Raw genomic sequence first — 25,238 nt, 5'->3', positions numbered from 1 at the left:
GCCACCGGCTTCGCCGGTGTTCGCGGGTAAACCCGCTCCCACAAGAGCCAAGATAGCCTTGCAGAGCGCGCTTGCTTACTCGCCGGTGGCCACGGCATGCTGCGGGTTGTTGATCCACTCGCTCCACGACCCGGCGTACAGCTTGCCCAGCGGGTACCCCGCCAGTGCCATCGCAAACAGGTTATGGCAAGCCGTCACCCCAGACCCGCAGTAAGACACCAACTGCTCCGGCGCGCGCCCACCAAGCTTTTCGGCAAAGCGCTGCTTGAGCTGATCCGCCGGCAGAAAACGCCCATCTGCCCCAATGTTGTCGGTAAACGCCGCGCACTGGGCCCCGGGAATATGCCCCGCCACCGGGTCGATCGGCTCCACTTCACCGCGAAACCGCGGCAAGGCTCGCGCATCGATCAAGGTCAGGTCTGTGCTGCCCAGGCGCTTGCCCAGGTGCTCGGCATCGATCAGCAACTTGGCATCCGGCTCACCACTGAAGGTACCTTCGCGTTTGGGCGGCGGGTCCAGGCTCAACGGCAGGTGCGCCGCATGCCAGGCCTTCAGGCCACCATCGAGGATCGCCACGCCGTTGCGCTTGCCCAGCCAGACCAGCAGCCACCAGGCCCTGGCGGCAAAGGCGCCGGGGCCGTCGTCGTAAAGCACCACTTCGCTGTCGTTGTCCACGCCCCACTCGCGCAGGCGCTCCACCAGCCGCTGCGCATCGGGCAGTGGATGACGACCGGTGCGCCCCTTGCTCACCGGCCCGCTGAGGTCGCGGTCCAGGTCGGCGAAATGCGCCCCGGCGATATGGCCCTGGGCATAGCTGCGTTGGCCATAGTCCACATCCTCGAGGGCAAAGCGACAGTCGAGGATCACCAACTTGGGCGAGCCCAGACGCTCGGCCAACTGCTGCGGGGTGATCAATTGCGCAAGGGGCATGACAATCTCCTGATCGATGGCACTAGGGCCCTGGGTCAATGTTCCAGAGCCTGGTTGAACGGTACATGGAATTCCTGGCACAGGGCGTCCACAGCACTGCGCGCACGGTCGGTGACGTAGCCGAGTTCCAGCACCAGTACCTGGTAGACGCCCCGCTTGAAGGCTTCTTCACCCAAGTGCGCGGAATGTTCACGCGTAGTGCTGAGGAAACGGACCCAGGACGTCAGCACGATCCAGGCATTGATGGTCAGCGATTCGATCTGCGCCGGCGCCATGGTCAGGATGCCCGCCTCGACAAAGCCGCGGTAGATCGCCTGGCCCTGGCGCAGGCAGCGCTCGGAAAAACGCCGGTAACGGGCGGCCAGCTCCGCGTCACTGTCCAGCAGGTGCTCCAGGTCGCGGTGCAGGAAGCGGTAGTTCCACATCGCCGCCAGCAAGGCCTTGAGGTAGAAGCGCTTGTCCTCCACGGTTGCCTGGCGGCCTTGCGGCGGGCGCAGGAAGCTGTCTACCAGTTCTTCATACTGGCTGAACAACAGGGCAATGATCGCCTGCTTGTTGGGGAAGTGGTAATACAGGTTGCCGGGCGAGATTTCCATGTGCGCGGCAATGTGGTTGGTACTGACGCTGCGTTCGCCCTGCTGGTTGAACAGCTCCAGGCTGTTCTGCACGATGCGCTCTCGGGTCTTCATGCGCGGGGCCATGCTCAGCTCCCAGTCTGCGGGCTTCATCAAAGGGTCATCTTACGGCGTATTACAGGTGGAATGCACCGTTCGGCGGCGCGGAAAAATTCGCACCATCGTCCCGATTAGAGTATAGGCTCTAGACATTCCCTGCCCGGATCAAACGCCGCCATGAACGCGCCCAGTGCCTTGACCCCTGTGCAATCCGACCTCGACCTTGCGGCGATGTTCGCTGCCCAGCGCCAGGCCTTCGCCGGCACCCCCCTGCCGCCGGCGGCCCAGCGACTGCAATGGCTGAGAACCCTGCGCGAAGCCTTGCTGGCCAACCAGGCTGGGTTGATCGAGGCCATCAGCGAGGATTTTTCCGGGCGCAGCGCCGACGAGACCCTGTTGGCCGAGCTGCTGCCCTCGGTACAGGGCCTGCGCCACGCCGAAAGGCACCTGCATCGCTGGATGCGCGCCAGCCGGCGACGGGTCGGCCTGGCCTTCCAGCCGGCCAGCGCGCAGGTGCGTTATCAGCCGCTGGGGGTGGTGGGCGTCATCGTGCCGTGGAACTACCCGCTGTTCCTCGCCATCGGGCCGCTGACCTGCGCCCTGGCCGCCGGCAACCGGGTCATGCTCAAGCTCAGCGAAGCCACGCCCGCCAGCGCCCAGGCCTTGAAACACCTGCTGGAGCAGGTGTTTCCCACCGACCTGGTCAGCGTGGTGCTGGGCGAGGTCGAAGTGGGCCAGGCCTTCGCCCGCTTGCCCTTCGACCACCTGCTGTTCACCGGTGCCACCAGCGTGGGCCGGCAGGTCATGCTGGCGGCGGCGCACAACCTGACCCCGGTTACCCTGGAGCTGGGCGGCAAGTCACCGGCCATCGTGTCGGCCGACGTGCCACTGGACAGCGCCGCCGAGCGCATCGCCTTCGGCAAGACCCTGAACGCCGGGCAAACCTGCGTCGCCCCCGACTATGTGCTAGTGCCCCGCGAACGGCTGGCAGCCTTCAGCGACGCCTACCAGCGCGCCGTGCGCCGCCTGTACCCGCGCATTGCCGACAACCCCGACTACACCGCCATCATCAACCCCCGCCAGTTGCAGCGCCTGCAGCACCTGCTGGACGATGCCCACAGCAAAGGTGCGCAGGTGCTTGACCTGTACTCAGGCGAAACTCGCCAGGGCCGGCGCCTGCCACCGCACCTGCTGCTGGACGTGAACGACAGCATGCAGGTGATGCAGGACGAAATCTTCGGCCCCCTGCTGCCGCTGGTGCCCTACGACAGCCTCGACCAGGCGCTGGCCTACGTCAATCAGCGCCCACGCCCGCTGGCGCTGTACTACTTCGGTTACGACCGGGCCGGCCAGGAGCATGTGCTGCGCCACACCCACTCCGGCGGGGTATGCCTGAACGACACCCTGCTGCATGTGGCCCAGGACGACCTGCCCTTCGGCGGTATCGGCCCTTCGGGCATGGGCCACTACCATGGCCACGACGGTTTTCTGACCTTCAGCAAGGCCAAGGCCGTACTTGCCAAGCAACGTTTCAACGCCGCACGGCTGATCTACCCGCCCTACGGCAAAGCCTTGCAGCGCTTGATCTACAAGCTGTTCATCCGCTGAGCGCCGGCCTGTGCACCGCCGCGACCTGCTGCGTTTCAGCCTTGGCGCCAGTGCCTTTCTGGCGGGTGTCAGCCTGGTTGGCTGCAGCGCACAAACAGCGGCGACGGGCTATCAGGTACTGCGCGATGACGACCTGCCGCTGCTGCGGGCGCTGATCCCGGTGGTACTGGCCGGTACGCAGGCCGCCGAGCCCCTGGTGCTGGGCAGCCTCGACCACAAGCTGGCGGCGTTGTCGCCGGAAATGCTAACGCTCACCCGGCAACTGTTCGACGTGCTCAGCCTGCCACTCACCCGTGGCCCCCTGACCGGTGTCTGGGGCGCCTGGGCACAGGCCAGCCCTGCGCAAGTCATGGCCTTCCTGCAGCGTTGGCAGGACAGTTCGCTGAACCTGCTGCGCATGGGCCACGCCTCGTTGCTGCAGTTGCTGCAGATGGCCTGGTACGAACGCCCCGAGTCCTGGACCGCCTGCGGCTACCCCGGGCCACCAACAATCTGAAAACAACAAGAGCATCGCCAATGCCTGTCCCCGACCCGTTTCGCCAAGGCCTCGAACGCGGCTGGATCACCCATGACGCTTCGCGTCTGGCGCAGGACCTTGCCCTGGAGGCCGACGTTGCCGTGATCGGCAGCGGTGCCGGCGGTGCCACCAGCGCGCAGATGCTCAGCGCCGCAGGCTTCAAGGTGCTGCTGATCGAAGAAGGCCCACTCAAGACCAGCAACGATTTCCACCTGCTGGAGAGCGAAGCCTACGCCAGCCTGTACCAGGAGGGCTTGGGGCGCATGAGCAAGGATGGCGCCATCACCATCCTGCAGGGCCGCGCCGTGGGCGGCACTACGCTGGTGAACTGGACCTCGAGCTTTCGCACCCCTCCCCAGACCCTGGTGCACTGGGCTTCAGCCCACGGCGTGACAGGGCTGGGTGAAGATGAGCTACGGCCCTGGTTCGAACGCATGGAGCAGGAACTGGGCATTACCCCCTGGGCCCTGCCGCCGAATGCCAACAACGACGTGCTCCGCCGCGGCTGTGAGCAGCTGGGCTACCGCTGGGCGGTGATCCCGCGCAACGTGCGCGGCTGCTGGAACCTGGGCTACTGCGGCATGGGCTGCCCGGTGAATGCCAAACAATCGATGCTGGTGACGCGCATTCCCGCCACCCTCGAACAAGGCGGCGCACTGCTGTACCTGGCCCGGGCCGAGCGCTTCACGCACAACGGCGAGCGCATCCAGGGCCTGACCTGCCAGGCCCTGGATGCCCAAGGCGTACATCCCACCGGCAGGCAGGTCAGCGTACGCGCACGCCATTACCTCCTGGCTGGCGGCGGCATCAACAGCCCGGCCCTGCTGTTGCGCTCCGCCGCGCCCGACCCGCATGGCCGCCTGGGCAAACGCACGTTCTTGCACCTGGTGAACTTCAGCGCAGCGCGTTTCACAGACCGTATCGACCCCTACTACGGCGCCCCGCAGTCCATCTACAGCGACCACTTCCAGTGGCAGGGCGGCACAGATGGCCCGGTCGGCTACAAACTGGAAGTGCCACCGCTGCACCCTGCGCTGGCCAGCACCCTGCTGGGTGGGCACGGCCACGAAAATGCCCGGCGCATGGCCGAGCTGCCGCACACCCACGTAATGCTGGCGCTGCTGCGCGACGGTTTTCACCCCGAGAGCCAGGGTGGCGCCGTAGAGCTGCGTGGCGACGGTTCACCGGTGCTCGATTACCCGGTCACCGACTACCTGCGCGACGGCTTGCGTCGCGCCTACCACAGCATGGCCCAGATCCAGTTCGCGGCCGGGGCCATGCAGGTGACCCCCGTGCACAGCGACGCCAGCGCTGCTTCCAGCCTGGAACAGGCGCTGGGCATGATCGACGCCTTGCGCCTGGAGCCCTTCAGGACGCGCCTGGGCAGCGCCCATGTGATGGGTGGCTGTGCGTTGGGCGAAGACCCGCGCCAGGCCGTGTGCGACAGCCTGGGCCGCCATCACCAGCTGGAAAACCTGTCGGTCCACGACGGCTCGCTGTTCCCCACCAGCATCGGCGCCAACCCGCAACTGTCGGTGTATGCCATCAGCGCCAGGCTCACCGAAGCCTTGATTGGCCGCCTGGCACACAGCGCATGACAACGAATATGGCGCCTGTCTATAGTGCCATCAGCTGGCCGCATGACTTGGCCGGGCGCAATCGCTGCGCTACCATCCGACTCCCCAACGCACTCCAGCCAGGATGACGCGATGAACCGAGTGTTGTACCCGGGTACTTTCGACCCCATTACCAAAGGCCATGGAGACCTGGTCGAGCGCGCCTCGCGCTTGTTCGACCACGTGATCATCGCGGTGGCGGCCAGCCCGAAGAAAAACCCCCTGTTCCCCCTGGAGCAGCGGGTGGCGCTAGCCCGTGAGGTCACCAAGCACCTGCCCAATGTCGAAGTCATCGGCTTCTCCTCCCTGTTGGCGCATTTCGCCAAGGAACAGGGCGCCAACGTCTTCCTGCGTGGCCTGCGTGCGGTGTCCGACTTCGAGTACGAGTTCCAGCTGGCGAACATGAACCGGCAACTGGCCCCCGATGTCGAGAGCCTGTTCCTGACGCCTTCGGAACGTTATTCGTTCATTTCCTCGACCCTGGTCCGGGAAATCGCCGCTCTGGGCGGTGATATCAGCAAATTCGTCCACCCGGTGGTGGCCGAAGCGCTGACTGAACGCTTCAAGAAGTAAGCCCGATCGCCTGATTATCGCGCCCGCGTGCACTGCGGGCGCGAATGCGGCACAATTGTGCCCATTGCGTTGAACATGCCCAGGCGATGAGCCCCGGCCGGAGTCCCCATGTCCCTGATAATCACCGACGATTGCATCAACTGCGACGTCTGCGAACCCGAGTGCCCGAACGAGGCCATCTCCCAAGGCGAAGAGATCTACGTGATCGACCCTAACCTGTGCACCCAGTGCGTGGGCCATTACGACGAGCCGCAGTGCCAGCAGGTCTGCCCGGTCGACTGCATCCCGCTGGATGAAGCCCACCCGGAAAGCGAAGAACAGCTGATGGCCAAGTACCGCCGCATTACCGGCAAGGACTGATCGCCGTCTGGCAAGGGCTTCGCCCTTGTTCGCGGGTAAACCCGCTCCCACAGGTACCTCACTGGCCTACAGGCCTGCACCGTACCTGTGGGAGCGGGTTTACCCGCGAATTGGGCCGCAAAGCGGCCTCCAGCCTTACCGCTGGCAGCGCGGGCAATACACGCTCGCCCGCTGCCCCAGCTTCACCTCGCGCAACTCCGTGCCGCACACCTTGCACGGCTGCCCGCCACGCCCGTAGACGAACAGTTCCTGCTGGAAGTACCCCGGCTGCCCATCGCCACCGATGAAGTCGCGCAAGGTGGTACCACCGCGCTCGATCGCCGCCGCCAGCACCCGTTTGATCTCGATTGCCAGCTTCAGGTAGCGCGCCCGTGAAATCCCGCCCGCCTCCCGGCGTGGGTCGATGCCTGCGGCAAACAGCGCTTCGGTGGCGTAGATGTTGCCCACCCCCACCACTACCGCGTTGTCCATGATGAACGGCTTGACCGCCATCGACCGCCCGCGGGACAGCTGGAACAGGCGCTCACCGTCGAACAGGTCCGTCAGCGGCTCAGGCCCGAGGCGCAGCAGCAGCTCGTGGTTCAGCGGGTCCAGGCTCCACAGCATGGCACCAAAGCGGCGCGGGTCGGTGTAGCGCAGCATCAGCCCCGACTCCAGCTCGATGTCGACATGTTCATGCCTGGCCGCCGGCAAACCCAGCTCGACCAGCCGCAAATTGCCCGACATGCCCAGGTGGCTGATCAGCGTACCGACCTCGGCATTGATCAACAGGTATTTGGCGCGCCGCTCGACACTGACAATGCGCTGCCCCGACAGGCGCACATCCAGGTCTTCCGGGATTGGCCAGCGCAAGCGCCGGTCGCGCACTACCACGCGGCTGACGCGCTGGCCTTCCAGATGGGGCGCAATACCGCGCCGGGTGGTTTCTACTTCTGGCAATTCCGGCATGTGTCAGTGCCCGCTCAGCTCGCGAATGTTCTGTTTGAGGTTTTCGAAATCGTATTCCGACAGACCAATGTAATCGAGCACCAGCGGGCCGACCACGTTCCATTCGTGGTCCACCGCCTGGTTGCCCAGCACCCGGTAGGACGCGCAGATGTGCTCGGCCATCTTCAGTACCGCCAGCAGGTTCTTCAGCTGGCTCTGGGTATTGCGCGAGCTCTCGTCGCGGAACACGGCCAGGGCGTTGTGATGGTTGGCGATGGCTGCCGTGAGGTGCTCAGGCAGGCGCCAAGACTTGGCGGTGAAATAACCGACCACCGAATGGTTGGTGTTGAACACGCGGTTTTCGGTGTCGACCACGCGCGTATCTTCGTCGGCCTGGGCATAGGCCTGCACCAGCACATCCATGTAGTCCGGGAAGCGCTTGAGCATCAGCGGCACCCCACAGTCATGGAACAGGCCCAGGGTGTAAGCCTCGTCTGCGGCCTGGACACCGGTGCGTTTGGCCAGGGTCAGGCAGGTCATCGCCACATCCTGGGCGGTATCCCAGAAGCGGTTGAGGGTAACGATGGTCTCGTCGCTCATCTCGCCCTTGATCGACTGGGCGTTGATCAGGTTGATGATCGACCGACTGCCCAGGAGGTTAACCGCGCGCTGGATCGAACCGATCTTGTTGGAAAGGCCGAAGTGCGGGGAATTGACCAGCTTGAGCAAGGCGCCCGAGAGGCCCGGGTCCTGGGAAATCAGCTTGGCGATGGTTTCCAGGTCCGGGTCAGGCATGTACTGCTCGAACTGCAGGTCGACCATGATCTGCGGTTGCGGCGGAATGGTGATGCCTTGCAAGGCTTGCTGGATCTGTTCGGCGCTGAGTTCTTGGGACATACGTGCACACTCGTTTAGGACCGGGGATTTTAACCCTCTCTGCGCTCGCCGTGACAGGTGCAGCGCCTGGGAAATCGAGCGCCGCCCGCGCGGCGCTTCGCAGCACAAGGCTGCTCCTACATCTGTTTCGGGCCAGTTATTCCTGCAGCAAAGGCGCGCGGGCCTTTGGCGTTCACCTCAATATCGCGTCGGACAAACAAGGCGATCGCGTGCATTGGCACAGGCGTGACTGGCCCGAAACAGATGTAGGAGCAGCCTTGCGCTGCGAAGCGCCGCGCGGGCGGCGCTCGATCTCCCAGGCGCTGCACCTCTAAAGGCGAAAGCACCGCAGACACGCTATACTCCCGCTCTTTTTTCCCGGAGCGACGTCATGTCCCTGCCCAGCCTTCGCCTCAAAGCCAATGCCGACCGCCGCCTGCGCGCCGGCCACCTGTGGGTCTACAGCAACGAAGTCGACGTCGCCGCGACCCCGCTGCAAGGCTTCCAGGCCGGTCAGCAGGCCGTTCTCGAAGCGGCCAACGGCAAACCGCTGGGCATCGTCGCACTCAGCCCCAACAACCTGATCTGCGCCCGCCTGCTGTCGCGCGACATCAAGCTGCCGCTGGACAAGTCGCTGCTGGTACACCGCCTGAACGTCGCCCTGTCGCTGCGCGAGCGCCTGTTCGACAAGCCGTGCTATCGCCTGGTCTACGGCGATTCCGACCTGCTGCCGGGCTTGGTGGTCGACCGCTTCTTCGACATCCTCGTGGTGCAGCTGGCCTCGGCCACCATGGAAGCGCACAAGGACGATGTGATCGCTGCCCTGGTGCAGGTGCTCAAGCCCAGCGGCATCCTGTTCAAGAACGACTCCGCCGCGCGTGACGCCGAAGGCCTGCAGCGCTATGTCGAGACCGTCTACGGCGAAGTGCCGGACTGGGTGGCGCTGGAAGAGAACGGCGTCAAGTTCGAAGCGCCGGTGCGTGAAGGCCAGAAGACCGGCTGGTTCTACGACCACCGCATGAACCGCGCGCGCCTGGCGCCGTACGTGAAGGGCAAGCGTGTACTCGACCTGTTCAGCTACATCGGTGGCTGGGGCGTGCAGGCCGGCGCGTTCGGCGCCAGCGAAGTGTTCTGCGTCGATGCCTCGGGCTTTGCCCTGGATGGCGTGGAGCGTAACGCTGCACTGAACGGCATCAGCGAGAAGCTGACCTGCATCGAAGGCGACGTGTTCGAAGCCCTGCGCGAGCTCAAGGCTGCCGAAGAACGCTTCGACGTGATCATTGCCGACCCACCCGCCTTCATCAAGCGCAAGAAGGACCTGAAAAACGGCGAAGCGGCCTACCGCCGCCTGAACGAACAGGCCATGCGCATGCTGAACAAGGACGGCATCCTGGTCAGCGCTTCGTGCTCGATGCACTTGCCCGAGGACGACCTGAACAACATCCTGCTGACCAGCGCCCGTCACCTGGACCGCAACATGCAGCTGCTCGAGCGCGGCGGCCAGGGCCCGGACCACCCGGTGCACCCGGCTATCGCCGAAACCCGCTACATCAAGAGCATCACGTGCCGCTTGCTGCCAAATAGCTGATATCTGCTACAAAGGGCCGCCCAGCGGCCCTTTCCTGCTGCAATCTCCCCGCCAACCATCCATATCTGCATTCCTTCACCGCGCCAGCGGTGTAGAATCGGCCTATTCATCGCCAGTCATCCCCGGCGGGTTTATGAGCTCTGGCCAAGCATGCGGCGATCCCGTGCTGTCTTCGGCCCCATCCGTGCCAGTGGCAACCGGCCTGCGGCACAAAGGACAAGAGAAGCTCACTCCCCTTTATGTGACCTGATTAAGCCGCCAGGAGTGTTTCATGCCTGATTATCGTTCCAAGACTTCCACCCAAGGCCGCAACATGGCCGGCGCCCGTGCCCTGTGGCGCGCTACCGGGATGAAGGACGAAGATTTCAAGAAACCGATCATCGCCATCGCCAACTCGTTCACCCAGTTCGTCCCGGGCCACGTGCACCTGAAGGACCTGGGCCAGCTGGTTGCCCGCGAAATCGAACGCGCCGGTGGCGTGGCCAAGGAATTCAACACCATCGCAGTCGATGACGGCATCGCCATGGGCCACGACGGCATGCTGTACTCGCTGCCAAGCCGCGAGATCATCGCCGACGCCGTGGAATACATGGTCAACGCCCACTGCGCCGACGCCATCGTGTGCATCTCCAACTGCGACAAGATCACCCCCGGCATGCTGATGGCCGCCCTGCGCCTGAACATCCCGGTGATCTTCGTTTCCGGTGGCCCGATGGAAGCCGGCAAGACCAAACTGGCCAGCCACGGCCTGGACCTGGTCGACGCCATGGTCATCGCCGCCGACTCCACGGCGTCCGACGAAAAAGTCGCCGAATACGAGCGCAGCGCCTGCCCGACCTGCGGTTCGTGTTCCGGCATGTTCACCGCCAACTCGATGAACTGCCTGACCGAGGCCCTGGGCCTGGCCCTGCCGGGCAACGGCTCGACCCTGGCCACCCACGCCGACCGCGAGCAGCTGTTCCTTACTGCCGGCCGCACCATTGTCGAGCTGTGCAAGCGCTACTACGGCGAGAACGACGAGTCGGTCCTCCCGCGCAGCATCGCCAACTTCAAGGCGTTTGAAAACGCCATGATGCTGGACATCGCCATGGGCGGCTCGACCAACACCATCCTGCACCTGCTGGCCGCAGCCCAGGAAGGCGAAGTGGAATTCGACCTGCGGGACATCGACCGCCTGTCGCGCAAAGTGCCGCAGCTGTGCAAAGTGGCGCCGAACATCCAGAAGTACCACATGGAAGACGTGCACCGCGCCGGCGGCATCTTCAGCATCCTCGGTTCGCTGGCCCGTGGCGGCCTGCTGCACACCGACCTGCCGACCGTGCACAGCCGCAGCATGGAAGAAGCCATCGCCAAATGGGACATCACCCAGACCGATGACGAAGCCGTGCACACCTTCTTCAAGGCCGGCCCTGCCGGTATCCCGACCCAGACTGCGTTCAGCCAGTCGACCCGTTGGGAAACCCTTGATGACGACCGCGAAAACGGCTGCATCCGCAGCTTCGAGCACGCCTACTCGCAAGAAGGCGGCCTGGCCGTGCTGTACGGCAACATCGCCGTTGACGGTTGCGTGGTGAAAACCGCCGGTGTCGACGAATCGATCCACGTGTTCGAAGGCAATGCCAAGATCTTCGAGAGCCAGGACAGCGCCGTGCGCGGCATCCTCGCCGACGAAGTGAAGGCCGGCGACATCGTGATCATCCGCTACGAAGGCCCGAAAGGCGGCCCGGGCATGCAGGAAATGCTGTACCCGACCTCGTACCTGAAGTCCAAAGGCCTGGGCAAGGCCTGCGCCCTGCTCACCGACGGCCGCTTCTCCGGCGGCACCTCGGGCCTGTCGATCGGCCACGCCTCGCCGGAAGCCGCTGCTGGCGGCGCCATCGGCCTGGTGCGCGACGGTGACAAGGTATTGATCGACATCCCTAACCGCTCGATCAACCTGCTGGTCAGCGACGAAGAGCTGGCCGAGCGCCGCATCGAGCAGGACAAGAAGGGCTGGAAACCGGTCGAAGTACGCCCACGCAAGGTGACCACCGCGCTGAAGGCCTACGCCCTGCTGGCGACCAGTGCCGACAAGGGTGCGGTGCGCAACAAGGCGATGCTGGAAGGCTTGTAGGAAGCTTCTGAAAAAGACCCACCGGCGCCCTGTGCGCCGGTTTTTTTTGTCAGTCGCGCACATACTACTGGCCACTGTGAAAACCAGAGGCAGTGGCTGGTATGAACTGGGCAGGCTCGCTCTACATGCTGACCTTGGGGTGCTTTTTTCTGCTCACGCCTCTGGCCCAAGGCCAGGAGCGTAAAAGCACTGGAACCGTTTCCTTCAGCGGTTCGATCACCACCCCCGGCTGCCGCTCGGCGTGGAATGCCGAGCATGAGCGCATACAGACCAGAGAATGCCCTGATGCCCTGGATTCCAAAGTCAGCACGCCCCACGTAGAGGCCGTGAACGTCTTCTCTAGAGCGTCGCTCAGTGTGGTGCACGAATATACTGCGGCAGGTTCGGAATTCGCGCTCCTCGATAGCGACGGTAACCCTGTTTCAACAGGCAGTTACAGGGTTACTTTGCACGTACCTTAGGCCCAATATTCCACAAAGGAATAACTAAATACCATTTAGGTATAAATGCATGCATTTTCACGCTGTTAGCATTTATGTTCGAAATCGCACACAGAGGCGATGACTCATTTTCTGATTTTCGGAGCTTCAATGAACCTGCCGCTGTCACTTAACCTGCTGGCGTTCCTGGCCCTGTTGCTGGGCCTGGCACAAACCCGCCGCACTGACTGGAGCCTGGCCAAGAAGGTACTGCTGGGCCTAGTGCTTGGCGTCGCCTTCGGCCTGGCCCTGCACACCATCTACGGCGCTGGCCACCCGGTGCTCAAGGCCACCATCGCCTGGCTCGACCTGGTCGGCAACGGCTATGTCGGCCTGTTGCAGATGATTGTCATGCCGCTGATCTTCGCCTCGATCCTCAGCGCCGTGGCGCGCCTGCACAATGCCTCGTCGCTGGGCCGCATCAGCGTACTGAGCATAGGCACCCTGCTGCTGACCACCGCCATTGCCGCGCTGATCGGCATCGTGCTGACCAACCTGTTCGGCCTGAGTGCCGAAGGCCTGGTGGCCGGTGTGCAGGAAAGCGCGCGCATGCAGGTTATCCACAGCGACTACGCAGGCAAGGTCGCCGACCTCAGCATCCCGCAGCTGCTGCTGTCGTTCATCCCCAGCAACCCGGTGGGTGACCTGGCGCGGGCCAAGCCGACGTCGATCATCAGCGTGGTGATCTTTGCCGTGTTCGTCGGCCTGGCCGCGCTGCAGCTGATCAAGGACGATGCTGAGAAAGGCGAGCGCGCCCTGTCGGCCATCGACACCCTGCAAGCCTGGGTGATGCGCCTGGTGCGGGTGGTAATGAAACTGACCCCGTATGGCGTGCTTGCGTTGATGACCAAGGTGGTTGCCAGCTCGAACATGGAAGACATCCTCAAGCTGGGCAGCTTCGTGGTGGTGTCGTACCTGGGCCTGGGGCTGATGTTCGTGGTGCATGCCCTCATCCTGGCGGCGATCGGTGTGAGCCCGCTGCGCTTCTTCCGCAAGGTGTGGCCGGTGCTGACCTTCGCTTTCACCAGCCGCTCCAGCGCCGCCAGCATTCCGCTGAACATCGAGGCGCAAACCCGCCGCCTGGGTGTGCCGCAGTCGATTGCCAGCTTCAGCGCATCGTTCGGCACCACCATTGGCCAGAACGGCTGCGCCGGCCTCTATCCCGCCATGCTGGCGGTGATGGTGGCGCCAGCGGTGGGCATCGACACCTTCGACCCGCTGTGGATCGCTACCCTGGTGGCTATCGTCACGCTGAGCTCTGCAGGGGTTGCCGGCGTGGGTGGCGGTGCCACCTTTGCCGCGCTGATCGTGCTGCCGGCCATGGGCTTGCCGGTGGAGCTGGTGGCGTTGCTGATTTCGGTGGAGCCGCTGATCGACATGGGGCGTACGGCGCTGAACGTGAACGGTTCGATGACTGCGGGCGTGGTGACCAGCCAGTTATTGAAAGAGACTGACAAGGATGTGCTGGCCGGCGATGAACATGCCGAATTGAGCCACTCCTGACAGATCGCCGGGGGCGCTTCGCGCCCCTATCGCGACACAAGGCCGCTCCCACATTGGTCCTGCGACTGCCGATCGATGTAGGAGCGGCCTTGCGTCGCGAACGGGGTGCAAAGCACCCCCGACATCTAAACCTTGTCCCAAACCTCGAAGTGATAAGCAGGCTTACCTTCCTCAGCCTGTGCCTCACTCGACTCCAGCGTCCAATGCGCCTCATCAAACGCAGGGAACCAGGCATCCCCGTCCGGCGCCATTTCCACCCGCGTCAGGTACATCCGGCTGACCAGCCCTTTCTCCAGCGCCTGCCCATACAACTGCGCCCCGCCAATCAGCATCAGCTCTTCAACGCCCTGCTCGCGCGCCCACTGCTCGGCCCGCACCAGCGCCTCTTCAAGCGACGCAAACACCTCGGCACCCGCCAGCTCAAGCCCCGGCTGGCGGCTGACGACGATATTCAATCGCCCAGGCAGCGGCCGCCCCAGCGAATCCCAGGTCTTGCGCCCCATGATGATCGGCTTGCCCAGGGTGGTGGCCTTGAAGTACTTGAAATCCCCCGGCAAATGCCAGGGCATGGAATTATTGATGCCGATCACGCGGTTCTCGGCATAAGCCGCGATCAGGCTAAGGGGGAGTGATGTATTCATGCCAGCGAGGATAGCACCGGGCGTGTGGGTTATGCTTCTGCCCTGACCTGTGCAATGGAAGACCATGTGACTGAACCGACTCCACTGGACAAGCGCTGGCTCACCGAAGCGGTACGCCTGCGCGAGGAACACGCCGGCCCCCTGGAAGACCAGGAAGCCAACCGTCGCGCCCGCCAGTTGGGCGGCGACCTGGCGGCGCGCATCGAAACCCGTGCGCTGTTCCTGGCCGAACGCGATGGCATGAGCACTGCCCTGCGCCACTGGAAGCAAGGCACGCGCCTGGCGCTGCTGGCCTTGCTGCTGATGGCCGTGCTCAGCGGCGCGGGCCTGGCCCTGGCCGCCCTGGGTGATGGGCAACGGCCGGTGAACGTATTCTGGGCCCTGGGCAGCCTGCTCGGGCTGAACCTGCTGATGCTGCTGGGCTGGGCCATCGGTTTTGCCGTAAGCGGCGAGCATGGCGCAGGGCTGGGCCGCTTGTGGCTATGGCTGAGTGAACGCTTTGCCCGCGATGCCCAGGCCGCACACCTGGCACCTGCACTGCTGGTGCTGCTGCAACGCCAACGCCTGAACCGCTGGCTGCTTGGCCTGCTGGTGCATGGCCTGTGGCTGCTGGCCATGCTCACCGCCCTGGGCATGCTGCTGGCCTTGCTGGCGACTCGGCGCTATGGCTTTGTCTGGGAAACCACGCTGCTTGCCGCCGACCCGTTCATCCACCTGACCCAAGCCCTGGGCGCCCTGCCTTCGCTGCTTGGCTTTGCCGTGCCTGACGAAGCCATGATCCGCGCCAGCGGCGACGCCTTGCCGGCCCTGGAGCAAGCTCGACAGGCCTGGGCCAGCTGGTTGCTGGGGGTGGTGCTGGTGTATGGCCTGTTACCACGCCTGGTACTGGCTGCATTGTGCCTGTGGCGCTGGCGCCAGGGGCGCGAGCGCCTGGAACTGGACTTGAGCCTGCCCGGCTACGCGCAACTGCGCGATGCACTGATGCCGCGCAGCGAACGCATCGGCGTGCAGGATGCCGCGCCCGAGGCCCTGCCACAGTTTGCCGCCGGCCAGCTGGAAAGCGGCAGCAGCGGTGCCCTGCTGGTGGGGCTGGAACTGGACGACCAGCGCCCCTGGCCGCCCGCCTTGCCGAAAAGCGTGATCGATGCCGGCGTGCTCGACAGCCGCGAGTCGCGCAACCGGCTGCTCGAACAACTCAGCCGCTTCCCCCCGGCACGCCTGGCCATCGCCTGCGACCCCCGGCGCTCGCCCGACCGCGGCAGCCTGGCGTTGCTCGCCGAACTGGCGCGCAATGCCGGCGCAACCCGTATCTGGCTACTGCAGCCCGCACCCGGCCAGGCTGTTGATGCCCAGCGCCTGGGCGATTGGCACGAAGCCCTTGACCGCCTTGGCCTGCAGCACGCCGACACCTCACCACTGACCTGGCTGGAGCATGGCCATGACTGAGCCACTGAAACTGGCCGTGGTCGGCCATACCAACGTCGGCAAGACCTCGCTGCTGCGCACGCTGACCCGCGACGTAGGCTTTGGCGAAGTGTCCCACCGCCCCAGCACCACCCGCCATGTAGAAGGTGCGCGTTTGTCGGTGGACGGCGAACCCTTGCTGGAGCTGTACGACACGCCGGGCCTGGAGGACGCCATTGCCCTGCTCGACTACCTCGAACGCCTGGAACGCCCGGGCGAGCGCCTGGACGGCCCGGCTCGGCTGGAGCGCTTTCTGCAAGGCAGCGAAGCGCGCCAGCGTTTCGAGCAGGAGGCCAAGGTGCTGCGCCAGTTGCTGGCCAGCAATGCCGGCCTGTACGTGATCGACGCGCGCGAGCCGGTGCTGGCCAAGTACCGCGATGAACTGGAAGTGCTGGCCAGTTGCGGCAAGCCACTGCTGCCGGTGCTCAACTTCGTCGCCAGCCACCAGCACCGCGAGCCGCAATGGCGTGAAGCCCTTGCCCGGCTTGGCCTTCACGCGTTGGTGCGGTTCGACAGCGTGGCCCCGCCCGAGGATGGCGAGCGCCGCTTGTATGAAAGCCTGGCCCTGCTGCTGGAGGATGCTCGCCCGGCCCTGCAGCGGCTGATCGACGACCAGCAGGCACAGCGCCTGGCCCGCCAGCACAGTGGTAAGCGCCTGATCGCTGAGCTGCTGCTGGACTGCGCCGCCTGCCGGCGGAGTGTAGAGGCCGAACCTGCGGCCGAAGCGCGCGCCATAGAGGCGCTGCGCCAGGACATACGCCAACGTGAACAGCGTTGCGTCGAAGCCTTGCTCAAGCTGTATGCCTTCCGCCGTGAAGATGCCCATGCCAGCGACCTGCCGTTGCTCGATGGCCGCTGGGGCGATGACCTGTTCAATCCTGAAACCTTGAAGCTGCTGGGCGTGCGCCTGGGCAGCGGTGTGGCGGCGGGAGCCGCAGCCGGGGCCGGGGTCGATCTGCTGGTCGGCGGGCTTACCCTAGGCGCGGCAGCGCTGGCCGGGGCAATTGCCGGTGGTGCGCTACAGACAGCGCGTAACTATGGCTCACGGTTGATGGGCAAGCTCAAGGGCAAACGCGAGCTGACCGTGGACGACACGGTATTGCGCCTGCTGGCGTTGCGTCAGCAGCAGTTGATGGTGGCGCTGGATAACCGCGGGCATGCGGCGCAAGACAGCATCAGGCTGGGTGAGCTGGATGAGAAGGCCTGGCGCGAGGGCAAGTTGCCAGAGGCACTGGTGAAGGCGCGGGCGCATCCGCAATGGTCGACGCTCAACCCAGGGGCAAAGCTGAATCAGGCTGAGCGGCAGGAACAGCTGGAAGCACTGGTTTCCCAATTTTGAGTCAGCAGGCCTGGCCTCTTCGCAGCACAAGGCTGCTCCTACAGGCGGACGCGATACCTGTAGGAGCAGCCTTGTGCTGCGAAGAGGCCAGAGCCGACAATCCATGTGTCAAAGCAATGCCAGTGCCCTCTGCTTCAACCCAACCAGATCAACCACCGGCACGCCGACCTCCTTGGCCCGCTCATCCCACTCCCGCATCCGCAAGCTCACCTCGAACAGCGGATCCCGCTCGAACGCATCCGCCTCGGCCTCGCTCATCACCCCACCCTGATACTCCAGGGTCCGCCGGCTCGCCTCGCTCAACCGCTGGTAATACCCAACCTGGCGCAACGTCAGGTAGCGCTTGGCCTCCACGTGGTACTCCACCAGTTGCGCCATGCGCTCGCCAAAGCCGCAACGGCGCAGATACTCGGCGCCGATGCGTTCATGGCTGACCACGCCGTAGCCGCCCATGCTGGCCTCACCGCCACACAGGTGGCCGATGTCGTGGAAGAATGCCGCCAGCACCACCTCATCGTCGAAGCCTTCGGCCAGGGCCAGTTGCGCGGCCTGTGACATGTGTTCGAGCTGGGTGATGGCTTCGCCGATGTAGTCGTCGCTGCCATGGCGCGCGTACAGGGCGAAGGTGCTGTCGACGATCTGTGCTGGGGTGGGCATCGGTAGCTTATCCTGGCTTGATGATGAGTTGGCTTCTTCGCAGCACAAGGCTGCTGCTACAGCTATCGCGCCCCCTGTAGGAGCAGCCTTGCGCTGCGAAGCGGCCGGTACAGGTTACTGCTGGGCCACCTTCTCCGACTTGCCGTCGTAGCGCTTGCGCCACTCGGCCAGAATCTGGTCACGGTTCTTCGATGCCCAGGCAAAGTCGTTCTTGATCAGGCGCTGTTCATAGTCCGCTGGCAGCTCGGTCTGTGGCTTGGCAATGCCCGGCGCGGCCAGCACGGCGAAGTTTTCCTTGTACAGCTCCATCGCCGCCGGGCTGGCCGAGAAATCAGCCAGGCGCTTGGCAGCATCCGCCTTGGGCGAGCCTTTGATCACAGCAGTCGCCTCGATCTCCCAGCCCAGGCCTTCCTTCGGCAACACGATATCCAGCGGCGCGCCCTGGCGCTTCAGTTGCACAGCCGGGTACTCGAACGAGATACCGATCGGGAACTCGCCCGCAGCCGCCAGCTTGCATGGCTTGGAGCCTGAGTGAACATACTGGCCGATGTTCTGGTGCAGCGCGTCCATGTAGGCCCAGCCTTGCGGCTCACCAAAGGTCTGCAACCAGGCACTCACGTCAAGGAAGCCAGTACCCGACGAGGCCGGGTTCGGCATGACGATCTTGCCTTTGTACTCTGGCTTGGTCAGGTCCTGCCAGCTCACCGGCTTGCTCAGGCCCTGCTTTTCGGCCTCGATGGTATTGAAGCAGATGGTCGCGGCCCACACGTCCATGCCCACCCACGCCGGCGGGTTGGCAGCGTCCCGGTAGTTGCCGGAGATCTTGCCCAGGTCCTTCGGTGCATAGGCTTCCAGCATGCCGTTCTGGTCGAGAATGGCCAGGCTGGACGCTGCCAGGCCCCATACCGCGTCGGCTTGCGGGCGGTCTTTCTCGGCCAGCAGCTTGGCAGTGATGATGCCGGTGGAGTCGCGTACCCACTTGATCTCGATGTCCGGGTTGGCCTTCTCGAAGGCCTGTTTGTAGCTCTTGAGCTGCTCGGCTTCCAGCGCGGTGTAGACCGTCAGTTGGGTACCTGCGGCCGAAGCCTGCAGGCTGAATACGGCAGAAACGGCAGCGGCAAGTGCAAGGGGCTTGTACATGGGTAGGTTCCTTACAGGTCAGACGGTCGCGGCGCGTTGGCGCCAGGCTTGGGAGCGGCGCAGCAGGCCGCGTGAAGCTGCGGCCAGCAGCAGTGAAGCGCCGGCACTGGTCAGCAAGATCAAGGTGGACATGGCAGCAGCACCGCCAACGTTGCCGGCGTCGTCCATGTTCAGCACGGCAACGGCAGCCAGGATGGTGTCGGGGCTGTACAGGAAGATCGCCGCCGACACAGTAGTCATGGCCGAAACGAACAGGTAGCGGATGATGTCCAGCAGCGCCGGCAGGCAGATCGGCACGGTCACGCGCAGGAAGTGCTTGTACAGCGGCGCCTTCAGCGACAGCGCGGCGGCCTCGAACTCACCATCCAGCTGGCGCAGCGCGGTGGTTGCGGTCATCTGCGCGGTGGTCAGGTAATGGGCGATGGTGCACACCACCAACAGCCCCATGCTGCCGTACAGCACATGCAGCGGGTTGCCGTTCAGGTTGAAGAAGAAGACGTAGCCCAGGCCCAGCACCAGGCCCGGCACGGCCATGGGGATGAAGCTGAGCAAGCGCAGCGCCTGGTTGAGCAGGCGTTGGCCCTGGGTTTTCTCCATCAGGTAGGCACCGGTGAAGATCACGATGCTGCCGATCAGCGCGGTGCCGATGGCCATGGTCACGCTGTTGCGGTAGGCCAGCCAGCCGCCACCGGCGGTGTCTTCGAACATGTAGTGACGCAGCGACAACGACAGGTTGTATGGCCAGAACGTGACCAGCGACGAATACACCGCCATGCCGATCACCAGCAGCAATGCTGCGCACACCAGCAGCACGAGGGCCAGGAAGCAGGCATCGCGGCCACGCGATGGCTTGGGTTCGAACACCTGGGCACGGCCGCTCATGGCCTCGCCCTGGCGCCGGCGCAGCCAGGCGTCGACGCTGAAGCTGAACAGGGCCGGCAACAGCAGCACCATGCCGATCAATGCACCACGGCCGAACTGTTGCTGGCCGACCACCGCCTTGTAGGCCTCCAGCGCCAGCACCTGATAGTCGCCCCCGACCACCACCGGCACACCGAAGTCGGTGATGGTCAGGGTGAACACCAGGCAGAACGCCGCAAACACCGCCTGGCGCGTGGCCGGCCAGGTGATGCTGGTGAACGCCCGACCTGGGCCGGCGCCCATGCTGGAGGCAGCATCGAACAGCCGAGCATCGGCCAGCGACAGCGCCGACAGCAGAATCATCAGCGCATGCGGGAAGGTGTAGATGGCCTCCCCCAGCACGATGCCCCAGAAGCCGTAGATGTTGTCGCTGAGCAACCCGCGCAACAGCCCCTGGTTACCGAACAGGTAGACCAGGGCGATGGCCGGCAGCATCGACGGCGCCAGCAGCGGCAGCAGCGAAATCCCCCGCCACAGGCCCTTGGCCGGGATCAGCGTGCGTTGCAGGGCATAGGCAAACAGGTAGGCCAGCGGCACCACGATGGCCGCGACGGTGAAGGCCACCGACAGGCTGTTGCCCAGCAACCAGTGGAAGTTGTCGCTGGCGAACAGTTCACGGGCTGCCAGCAGGCCGCCGCCCTGGCCCGCGTCAGCGCTGAAGCCACGCCAGAAGATCGCCAGCAGCGGCATCAGCACGGCCAGTACCAACAGGATCAGCAGCAGGCTCTTGCCGCCGACGACGAACAACCGGTCGCCCAGGGCAACGCCAGCACGCGGCGCGGCTTTGGCCTGGCTCAGCGGCAGGGACATTGGCGCGGCCATCTCAGGCAAACACCTGCAGGCTCTGCGGCGGCAGCGCCACCCAGATGTCCTGCGAACCCAGGCGCGGCATAGCCTCGGGGGCCACCTCGGCCAACAGGGCATGGCCTGGCAGGGCCTTGAGTTCAAAACTCATGCGGCAGCGGTTACCGAGGAATGTGATTTCGCGGACCATGGCCGGGAACAGGTTTTCTTCGTGTACCACCGGGTTGACCGTGATCGCCTCCGGGCGACAGAACAGCCGGCCGCTGCTGGCCCGGGCCGAACCCGGGGCCAGGCGCATGTTCATGCCGCCGACCTGGGCATGGCTGTCGCCGCTGCGCTGGAATGGCAGCCAGTTGCCCTGGCCGACGACCTCGGCAACGAACGGCGTGGCCGGCTGGTCGTAGATTTCCTGCGGGGTGGCGTACTGCTCGACCTGGCCGTTGTTCATCACCGCAATGCGGTCGGCCATCAGCATGGCCTCGTCCTGGTTGTGGGTCACCATCAAGGTGGTGATGCCCAGCTGGCGTTGCAGCTGGCGCAGCTCGGTGCACAGGTGCTCGCGGACCCGGGCGTCCAGCGCCGACATCGGCTCGTCGAGCAGTAGCAGGGATGGCGACGGTGCCAGCGCGCGGGCCAGGGCCACACGTTGCTGCTGGCCACCGGAGAGCTGGCCTGGGTATTTCTTCTCGCTGCCAGAAAGGCCTACCAGTTCGAGCATTTCGGCCACCCGCTGGCGGGCCTGCTCGCGGCCACTGCCGGTCAGGCCGTAGGCTATGTTGGCTTCGACGGTAAGATTGGGGAACAGCGCGTAGGACTGGAACAGAATGCCGTAGTCACGGGCCTGGGGCGGCAGCTCGGAGATATCGCGCTCGCCGATGTACAGCGTGCCGCGGTCCTGGCGCTCCAGGCCGGCGATGCAGCGCAGCAGGGTGGTTTTGCCACAGCCGGACGGGCCGAGCAGGCACACCAGTTCGCCGGCGGCGATGTCCAGCGAGACATCGTTGAGCGCCGTAAAGGCACCGAAGCGCTTGTGGATGTTGCGCACTTGCATCTGTGCGCCGGGGGTGGTGTGGTTCATGGCAGGGCCTCATCGAAGAGATGGGGCGATGCTAGGCAGGCTGTGCGAAGGTTCTGTGGCGTTAAGGCAAAAGCGGGTGATAGTCGTATAGGCAAATTTGGTAATGGCCTGACAGGCCGTCACCCTACTTGTAGGAGCAGCCTTGTGCTGCGAAGAGGCCGGTACAGCATATGCATTTGCAGCGCCTGTCAGGGCCTCTTCGCAGCACAAGGCTGCTCCTACAACGGCTGTGTACGCCTGAATCAGAAGTGCGAGCCGGCCACTTCCTGCGCCACCCCAAGAAAGGCAGCCGGCAACCTGGCCTGGCGCCGTTCCTTCAGGCAATACAGGTACTCATGCATAACCGGCGCATTGTCCAGCACCAGCACCCGCAGTTCGGAGTTGTGCGGCACCTCGTGGCGGGCAATCACGCTAATGCCGATGTTGCGCAGCACCGCCTCGCGGATCGACTCGCGGCTGCCGATTTCCAGCAAGGCCCCGGCCGTCACCCCGGCCTCCTGCATCATCTGCTCGGTCAGCTTGCGCGTGGTCGAGCCTTTTTCGCGCATCAACAGGCAATGCCCGGCCACCACGTCGATGGACACCGTCTGGCGATGGGCCAACGGGTGGTTGCGGTGCACCGCCACCACCAGTGGATCGGTGCCCAGCACCCGCCGCACCAGCCGGGCGTCCTCCACCAGTTGCGACGACGCGGCGATATCCACCCGGTAGTCTTCGAGCATTTCCAGCACCTGCTGCGAGTTGCCGATCTCCACCGCTACATCCACCTGCGGCAAACGCTCGCGGTAGATCTTCACCAGGTCGAGAATGTAGTAAGGCGCCGTGGCGGCGATGCGCAAGCTGCCTTGGGCCTGTCCGCTGTTGCGCAGCTCGAACTCGATATCGGCCTCCTGCTGCAACAGCGCCTTGACCATCGGCAGCAGTCGCACGCCATCCTCGCTCAGCACCAGGCGCCGCCCGCCCCGGTAGAACAGCTCTACCGCATAGTGGCTTTCCAGGTTGCGGATCTGCGTGGTTACCGTGGGCTGGCTGAGCCCGAGCTTCTTTGCCGCCAGGGTGATGCTGCCCAGGCGGGCCACCATGTAAAAGGCTTTAAGCTCCGAACTCAGCATGCACGTCCTCTATTTGCGCAAAAGGCGCAAGCCGTTGAACACCACCAGCAAGCTCACGCCCATGTCGGCGAACACTGCCATCCACAGGGTGGCCATGCCGGCAAAGGTAATCGCCAGGAATATCGCCTTGACGCCCAACGCCAGAACGATGTTCTGCATGAGGATCGCCGCACTTTGGCGCGACAGCCTGACGAAGGCCGGGATTTTCCGCAAGTCGTCGTCCATCAGCGCCACATCGGCCGTTTCGATAGCGGTGTCGGTACCAGCGGCGGCCATGGCAAAACCGATCTCGGCACGGGCCAGCGCCGGGGCGTCGTTTATGCCGTCACCGACCATGCCCACGCGATGGCCCTGTGCGTACAATGCTTCGATGGTTTTCAGCTTGTCGCCTGGCAGCAGGTTGCCCTCGGCGCGGTCGATACCCACCACGGCGGCGATGGCCTGCGCGGTATGCGGATTGTCACCGGTCAGCATGACAGTCTTGATGCCCAGCTCATGCAGCTCGGCAATGGCCTGCCGGCTGCTGTCCTTGACCGTATCGGCCACGGCAAACAGAGCCAGCGGGCCGCTGCGGTCCAGTAGCAGGACCACGGTCTTGCCCTGGCGCTCCAGCGTATCCAGCTGGGCTTCCAGCTCGGGCGAGCACAGCCCCAGTTCCTCCACCAGGCGGTGGTTGCCCAGGTGGTAGACCTCGCCAGCGATGGTGCCACGCACGCCGCGCCCGGCCAGGGCAGCGAAGTCATCGACCTCGCTCAAGGCCAGGCCTTGCTCCTTGCCGAACTGGGCAATGGCGCGGGAAACCGGGTGGTCCGAACGTCCGCCCAGGCTGGCAGCCAGGGCTTGCGCACGGCCTTCGAACACCGGCTCCAGTACTTTGGCGTCGGTCTGTACCGGCTTGCCGTGGGTGATGGTGCCGGTCTTGTCCAGCGCCAGGTAATCCAGGTGACGGCCGCCTTCCAGGTACACACCGCCCTTGATCAGGATGCCTTTGCGCGCAGCAGCGGCCAGGCCGCTGACGATGGTCACCGGGGTCGAGATAACCAGGGCGCACGGGCACGCGACCACCAACAGCACCAGGGCGCGGTACACCCAGTCGAACCAGCTTGCGGCCATGAACAGCGGCGGGATCACCGCCACGGCCAGGGCGATGGCAAACACCACCGGGGTATAGATACGCGAAAACTGGTCGACGAAGCGTTGGGTAGGCGCCCGCGCGCCTTGCGCCTCCTCCACGGCCTTGATGATCCGCGCCAGGGTCGATTGCCCCGCGCCAGCCGTAACGCGAAACTCCAGCGCACCCGCTTGGTTGATGGTACCGGCGAACAGCTTGTCGCCTACGGCCTTCTCCACAGGCAAGCTTTCGCCGGTGATCGGCGCCTGATCGACGCTGGATTGCCCACTGCTCACTTCGCCATCCAGGCCGATGCGCTCGCCGGGGCGCACCCGCACCAACGCGCCGATGGCCACTTCGCGCACTTCCACTTCGCGCCATTGGCCATCTGCCTGCTGCACCGTGGCCATGTCCGGGGTCAGCTGCATCAGCCCGCTGATGGCATTGCGTGCGCGGTCCAGCGAGCGGGCTTCGATGAGCTCGGCAACGGTAAACAGCACCATCACCATGGCCGCTTCCGGCCACTGGCCGATCAGCACAGCACCGGTCACGGCGATGCTCATCAGCGCATTGATGTTGAGGTTGCGGTTTTTCAGGGCAATCCAGCCCTTCTTGTAGGTGCCCAGGCCGCAACCAAGAATGGCTGCCAGCGCCAATGCAGCCACCAGCCATTCCGGGGCCAGCGCGGCAAAGTGCACGATTTCGGCGGCGATGGCGGCAACACCCGACAATGCCAGCGGCCACCAGCGGGTCTTGACCGGTTGGGGCGCGGCGGCGGGACTGTCGCCTTCGGCACCAAGCGGCTCGGCCTTCATGCCCAGGCTGTCGATGGCACGCTCGATGTCGCCAGTGCCGTCCAGGGTGTGGCGTACGCCAAGTACGCGGTTGATCAGGTTGAATTCCAGCTGCTCGATACCGGCCAGCTTGCCCAGCTTGTCCTGAATCAGGGTCTGCTCGGTCGGGCAGTCCATTGCGTCGATGCGGAAGCGGCTGAGCTGTGCCTGGGCACTGGCCGTTTCAGTCAGCTGCACCAGCGCCGGCGCGGCTTTGGCCCCGCAGCAGCTGTGGCCGTGGGCGGCATGCCCATAGTCATCATCGCCATGGGCGTGATCATGCGGGTGCTTGTGTTCGTGGCTGACAGGCTGGTTCATGGGGTCGTCCTTAAAGTGAGCCTGTTGCCAAGTGAACACCCTGTAGCCACTATAGG

General features: G+C 64.6%; 21 protein-coding genes. 10 read left to right on the top strand and 11 right to left on the bottom strand.

The genetic code is table 11. The features are described from left to right. Positions 1-75: 75 nt before the first annotated feature. Both ABI582_RS05445 and ABI582_RS05440 read right to left on the bottom strand, forming a co-directional pair. Entirely contained in the window at positions 76-930 is an 855-nt protein-coding gene (locus tag ABI582_RS05445) for a sulfurtransferase (RefSeq protein WP_442118573.1), read from the bottom strand. 35 nt (positions 931-965) lie between these two features. Then, the gene (locus ABI582_RS05440; protein ID WP_016502079.1) at positions 966-1,631 is read right to left on the bottom strand and encodes a TetR/AcrR family transcriptional regulator; all 666 of its coding nucleotides are present in this window, start codon (positions 1,629-1,631) and stop codon (positions 966-968) included. Between the two features lie 150 nt (positions 1,632-1,781). Here ABI582_RS05440 and ABI582_RS05435 point away from each other — a divergent pair, with 150 nt between their 5' ends. The 5 genes from ABI582_RS05435 to ABI582_RS05415 all read left to right on the top strand — a co-directional run bounded on the left by ABI582_RS05435 (position 1,782) and on the right by ABI582_RS05415 (position 6,278). Continuing rightward, on the top strand, positions 1,782-3,212 hold the full coding sequence (locus ABI582_RS05435; protein WP_442118572.1) for a coniferyl aldehyde dehydrogenase: 1,431 nt from the start codon (positions 1,782-1,784) through the stop codon (positions 3,210-3,212). Positions 3,213-3,222: 10 nt separating this feature from the next. After that, positions 3,223-3,708, top strand: coding sequence for a twin-arginine translocation pathway signal protein (locus ABI582_RS05430; protein ID WP_338745527.1), 486 nt, complete (start codon positions 3,223-3,225; stop codon positions 3,706-3,708). Between the two features lie 20 nt (positions 3,709-3,728). Further along, the gene (locus ABI582_RS05425) at positions 3,729-5,327 is read left to right on the top strand and encodes a GMC family oxidoreductase N-terminal domain-containing protein (protein ID WP_442118571.1); all 1,599 of its coding nucleotides are present in this window, start codon (positions 3,729-3,731) and stop codon (positions 5,325-5,327) included. Positions 5,328-5,438: 111 nt separating this feature from the next. After that, the gene (gene coaD, locus ABI582_RS05420) at positions 5,439-5,918 is read left to right on the top strand and encodes a pantetheine-phosphate adenylyltransferase (RefSeq protein ID WP_016489662.1); all 480 of its coding nucleotides are present in this window, start codon (positions 5,439-5,441) and stop codon (positions 5,916-5,918) included. A 108-nt stretch (positions 5,919-6,026) separates the two neighbouring features. After that, positions 6,027-6,278, top strand: a complete 252-nt coding sequence (locus ABI582_RS05415; RefSeq protein ID WP_016502084.1) for a YfhL family 4Fe-4S dicluster ferredoxin — start codon at positions 6,027-6,029, stop codon at positions 6,276-6,278. A gap of 135 nt (positions 6,279-6,413) precedes the next feature. Here the strand turns inward: ABI582_RS05415 and mutM are convergent, their stop codons facing one another. Together mutM and ABI582_RS05405 are read right to left on the bottom strand one after the other, a co-directional pair. Next, positions 6,414-7,226, bottom strand: coding sequence for a bifunctional DNA-formamidopyrimidine glycosylase/DNA-(apurinic or apyrimidinic site) lyase (gene mutM / locus ABI582_RS05410; protein ID WP_049276511.1), 813 nt, complete (start codon positions 7,224-7,226; stop codon positions 6,414-6,416). A gap of 3 nt (positions 7,227-7,229) precedes the next feature. Next, positions 7,230-8,048, bottom strand: a complete 819-nt coding sequence (locus ABI582_RS05405; RefSeq protein WP_442118619.1) for an HDOD domain-containing protein — start codon at positions 8,046-8,048, stop codon at positions 7,230-7,232. Between the two features lie 424 nt (positions 8,049-8,472). On the opposite strand from ABI582_RS05405, the gene ABI582_RS05400 reads away from it, so the two are divergent. From ABI582_RS05400 to ABI582_RS05390, 3 genes are all read left to right on the top strand, one after another. Further along, complete coding sequence (locus ABI582_RS05400; RefSeq protein WP_258910816.1) at positions 8,473-9,669, top strand: class I SAM-dependent rRNA methyltransferase; 1,197 nt, start codon at positions 8,473-8,475, stop codon at positions 9,667-9,669. A gap of 271 nt (positions 9,670-9,940) precedes the next feature. Then, positions 9,941-11,782 carry a dihydroxy-acid dehydratase gene (gene ilvD / locus ABI582_RS05395; RefSeq protein ID WP_258654294.1) on the top strand — a complete coding sequence of 614 codons (1,842 nt, stop codon included), beginning with the start codon at positions 9,941-9,943 and terminating at the stop codon, positions 11,780-11,782. 590 nt (positions 11,783-12,372) lie between these two features. Beyond that, positions 12,373-13,764 carry an L-cystine transporter gene (locus ABI582_RS05390; RefSeq protein ID WP_338745530.1) on the top strand — a complete coding sequence of 464 codons (1,392 nt, stop codon included), beginning with the start codon at positions 12,373-12,375 and terminating at the stop codon, positions 13,762-13,764. Positions 13,765-13,889: 125 nt separating this feature from the next. Here ABI582_RS05390 and ABI582_RS05385 read toward each other — a convergent pair whose 3' ends face one another. Further along, positions 13,890-14,405, bottom strand: coding sequence for a dihydrofolate reductase (locus ABI582_RS05385; protein WP_442118570.1), 516 nt, complete (start codon positions 14,403-14,405; stop codon positions 13,890-13,892). 54 nt (positions 14,406-14,459) lie between these two features. Here ABI582_RS05385 and ABI582_RS05380 point away from each other — a divergent pair, with 54 nt between their 5' ends. Next, positions 14,460-15,851, top strand: coding sequence for a DUF2868 domain-containing protein (locus tag ABI582_RS05380; protein WP_442118569.1), 1,392 nt, complete (start codon positions 14,460-14,462; stop codon positions 15,849-15,851). Further along, positions 15,844-17,208 carry a GTPase/DUF3482 domain-containing protein gene (locus ABI582_RS05375; protein ID WP_442118568.1) on the top strand — a complete coding sequence of 455 codons (1,365 nt, stop codon included), beginning with the start codon at positions 15,844-15,846 and terminating at the stop codon, positions 17,206-17,208. The genes ABI582_RS05380 and ABI582_RS05375 overlap by 8 nt, the downstream gene beginning before the upstream one ends. A 108-nt stretch (positions 17,209-17,316) precedes the next feature. On the opposite strand, the gene ABI582_RS05370 is transcribed toward ABI582_RS05375, so the two are convergent. From ABI582_RS05370 to ABI582_RS05345, 6 genes are all read right to left on the bottom strand, one after another. After that, entirely contained in the window at positions 17,317-17,865 is a 549-nt protein-coding gene (locus tag ABI582_RS05370) for a phosphonate degradation HD-domain oxygenase (protein WP_442118567.1), read from the bottom strand. A gap of 114 nt (positions 17,866-17,979) precedes the next feature. Further along, complete coding sequence (locus ABI582_RS05365; protein WP_442118566.1) at positions 17,980-19,005, bottom strand: putative 2-aminoethylphosphonate ABC transporter substrate-binding protein; 1,026 nt, start codon at positions 19,003-19,005, stop codon at positions 17,980-17,982. Between the two features lie 18 nt (positions 19,006-19,023). Beyond that, positions 19,024-20,748, bottom strand: a complete 1,725-nt coding sequence (locus ABI582_RS05360; RefSeq protein WP_174371339.1) for a putative 2-aminoethylphosphonate ABC transporter permease subunit — start codon at positions 20,746-20,748, stop codon at positions 19,024-19,026. A 1-nt stretch (position 20,749) separates the two neighbouring features. After that, the gene (locus ABI582_RS05355; protein ID WP_442118565.1) at positions 20,750-21,808 is read right to left on the bottom strand and encodes a putative 2-aminoethylphosphonate ABC transporter ATP-binding protein; all 1,059 of its coding nucleotides are present in this window, start codon (positions 21,806-21,808) and stop codon (positions 20,750-20,752) included. A 242-nt stretch (positions 21,809-22,050) separates the two neighbouring features. Then, positions 22,051-22,920, bottom strand: a complete 870-nt coding sequence (locus ABI582_RS05350; RefSeq protein WP_442118564.1) for a LysR family transcriptional regulator — start codon at positions 22,918-22,920, stop codon at positions 22,051-22,053. 9 nt (positions 22,921-22,929) lie between these two features. Next, on the bottom strand, positions 22,930-25,182 hold the full coding sequence (locus ABI582_RS05345) for a heavy metal translocating P-type ATPase (protein WP_442118563.1): 2,253 nt from the start codon (positions 25,180-25,182) through the stop codon (positions 22,930-22,932). Between the last annotated feature and the right edge of the window lie 56 nt (positions 25,183-25,238).

Origin of the sequence: Pseudomonas sp. SAS7 (assembly GCF_052112345.1) — a bacterium.
Classification (GTDB): domain Bacteria; phylum Pseudomonadota; class Gammaproteobacteria; order Pseudomonadales; family Pseudomonadaceae; genus Aquipseudomonas; species Aquipseudomonas putida_Q.
This window is presented reverse-complemented; position numbering and strand designations above follow the sequence as displayed.

Excerpts from the sequence above, each read along its gene's own strand:
- ABI582_RS05445 (WP_442118573.1), bottom strand. The coding sequence starts at position 930 with ATGCCCCTTGCGCAATTGATCACCCCGCAGCAGTTGGCCGAGCGTCTG.
- ABI582_RS05440 (WP_016502079.1), bottom strand. The coding sequence starts at position 1,631 with ATGGCCCCGCGCATGAAGACCCGAGAGCGCATCGTGCAGAACAGCCTG.
- ABI582_RS05435 (WP_442118572.1), top strand. The coding sequence starts at position 1,782 with ATGAACGCGCCCAGTGCCTTGACCCCTGTGCAATCCGACCTCGACCTT.
- ABI582_RS05425 (WP_442118571.1), top strand. The coding sequence starts at position 3,729 with ATGCCTGTCCCCGACCCGTTTCGCCAAGGCCTCGAACGCGGCTGGATC.
- coaD (WP_016489662.1), top strand. The coding sequence starts at position 5,439 with ATGAACCGAGTGTTGTACCCGGGTACTTTCGACCCCATTACCAAAGGC.
- ABI582_RS05415 (WP_016502084.1), top strand. The coding sequence starts at position 6,027 with ATGTCCCTGATAATCACCGACGATTGCATCAACTGCGACGTCTGCGAA.
- mutM (WP_049276511.1), bottom strand. The coding sequence starts at position 7,226 with ATGCCGGAATTGCCAGAAGTAGAAACCACCCGGCGCGGTATTGCGCCC.
- ABI582_RS05400 (WP_258910816.1), top strand. The coding sequence starts at position 8,473 with ATGTCCCTGCCCAGCCTTCGCCTCAAAGCCAATGCCGACCGCCGCCTG.
- ilvD (WP_258654294.1), top strand. The coding sequence starts at position 9,941 with ATGCCTGATTATCGTTCCAAGACTTCCACCCAAGGCCGCAACATGGCC.
- ABI582_RS05390 (WP_338745530.1), top strand. The coding sequence starts at position 12,373 with ATGAACCTGCCGCTGTCACTTAACCTGCTGGCGTTCCTGGCCCTGTTG.
- ABI582_RS05385 (WP_442118570.1), bottom strand. The coding sequence starts at position 14,405 with ATGAATACATCACTCCCCCTTAGCCTGATCGCGGCTTATGCCGAGAAC.
- ABI582_RS05380 (WP_442118569.1), top strand. The coding sequence starts at position 14,460 with ATGGAAGACCATGTGACTGAACCGACTCCACTGGACAAGCGCTGGCTC.
- ABI582_RS05375 (WP_442118568.1), top strand. The coding sequence starts at position 15,844 with ATGACTGAGCCACTGAAACTGGCCGTGGTCGGCCATACCAACGTCGGC.
- ABI582_RS05370 (WP_442118567.1), bottom strand. The coding sequence starts at position 17,865 with ATGCCCACCCCAGCACAGATCGTCGACAGCACCTTCGCCCTGTACGCG.
- ABI582_RS05365 (WP_442118566.1), bottom strand. The coding sequence starts at position 19,005 with ATGTACAAGCCCCTTGCACTTGCCGCTGCCGTTTCTGCCGTATTCAGC.
- ABI582_RS05360 (WP_174371339.1), bottom strand. The coding sequence starts at position 20,748 with ATGGCCGCGCCAATGTCCCTGCCGCTGAGCCAGGCCAAAGCCGCGCCG.
- ABI582_RS05355 (WP_442118565.1), bottom strand. The coding sequence starts at position 21,808 with ATGAACCACACCACCCCCGGCGCACAGATGCAAGTGCGCAACATCCAC.
- ABI582_RS05350 (WP_442118564.1), bottom strand. The coding sequence starts at position 22,920 with ATGCTGAGTTCGGAGCTTAAAGCCTTTTACATGGTGGCCCGCCTGGGC.
- ABI582_RS05345 (WP_442118563.1), bottom strand. The coding sequence starts at position 25,182 with ATGAACCAGCCTGTCAGCCACGAACACAAGCACCCGCATGATCACGCC.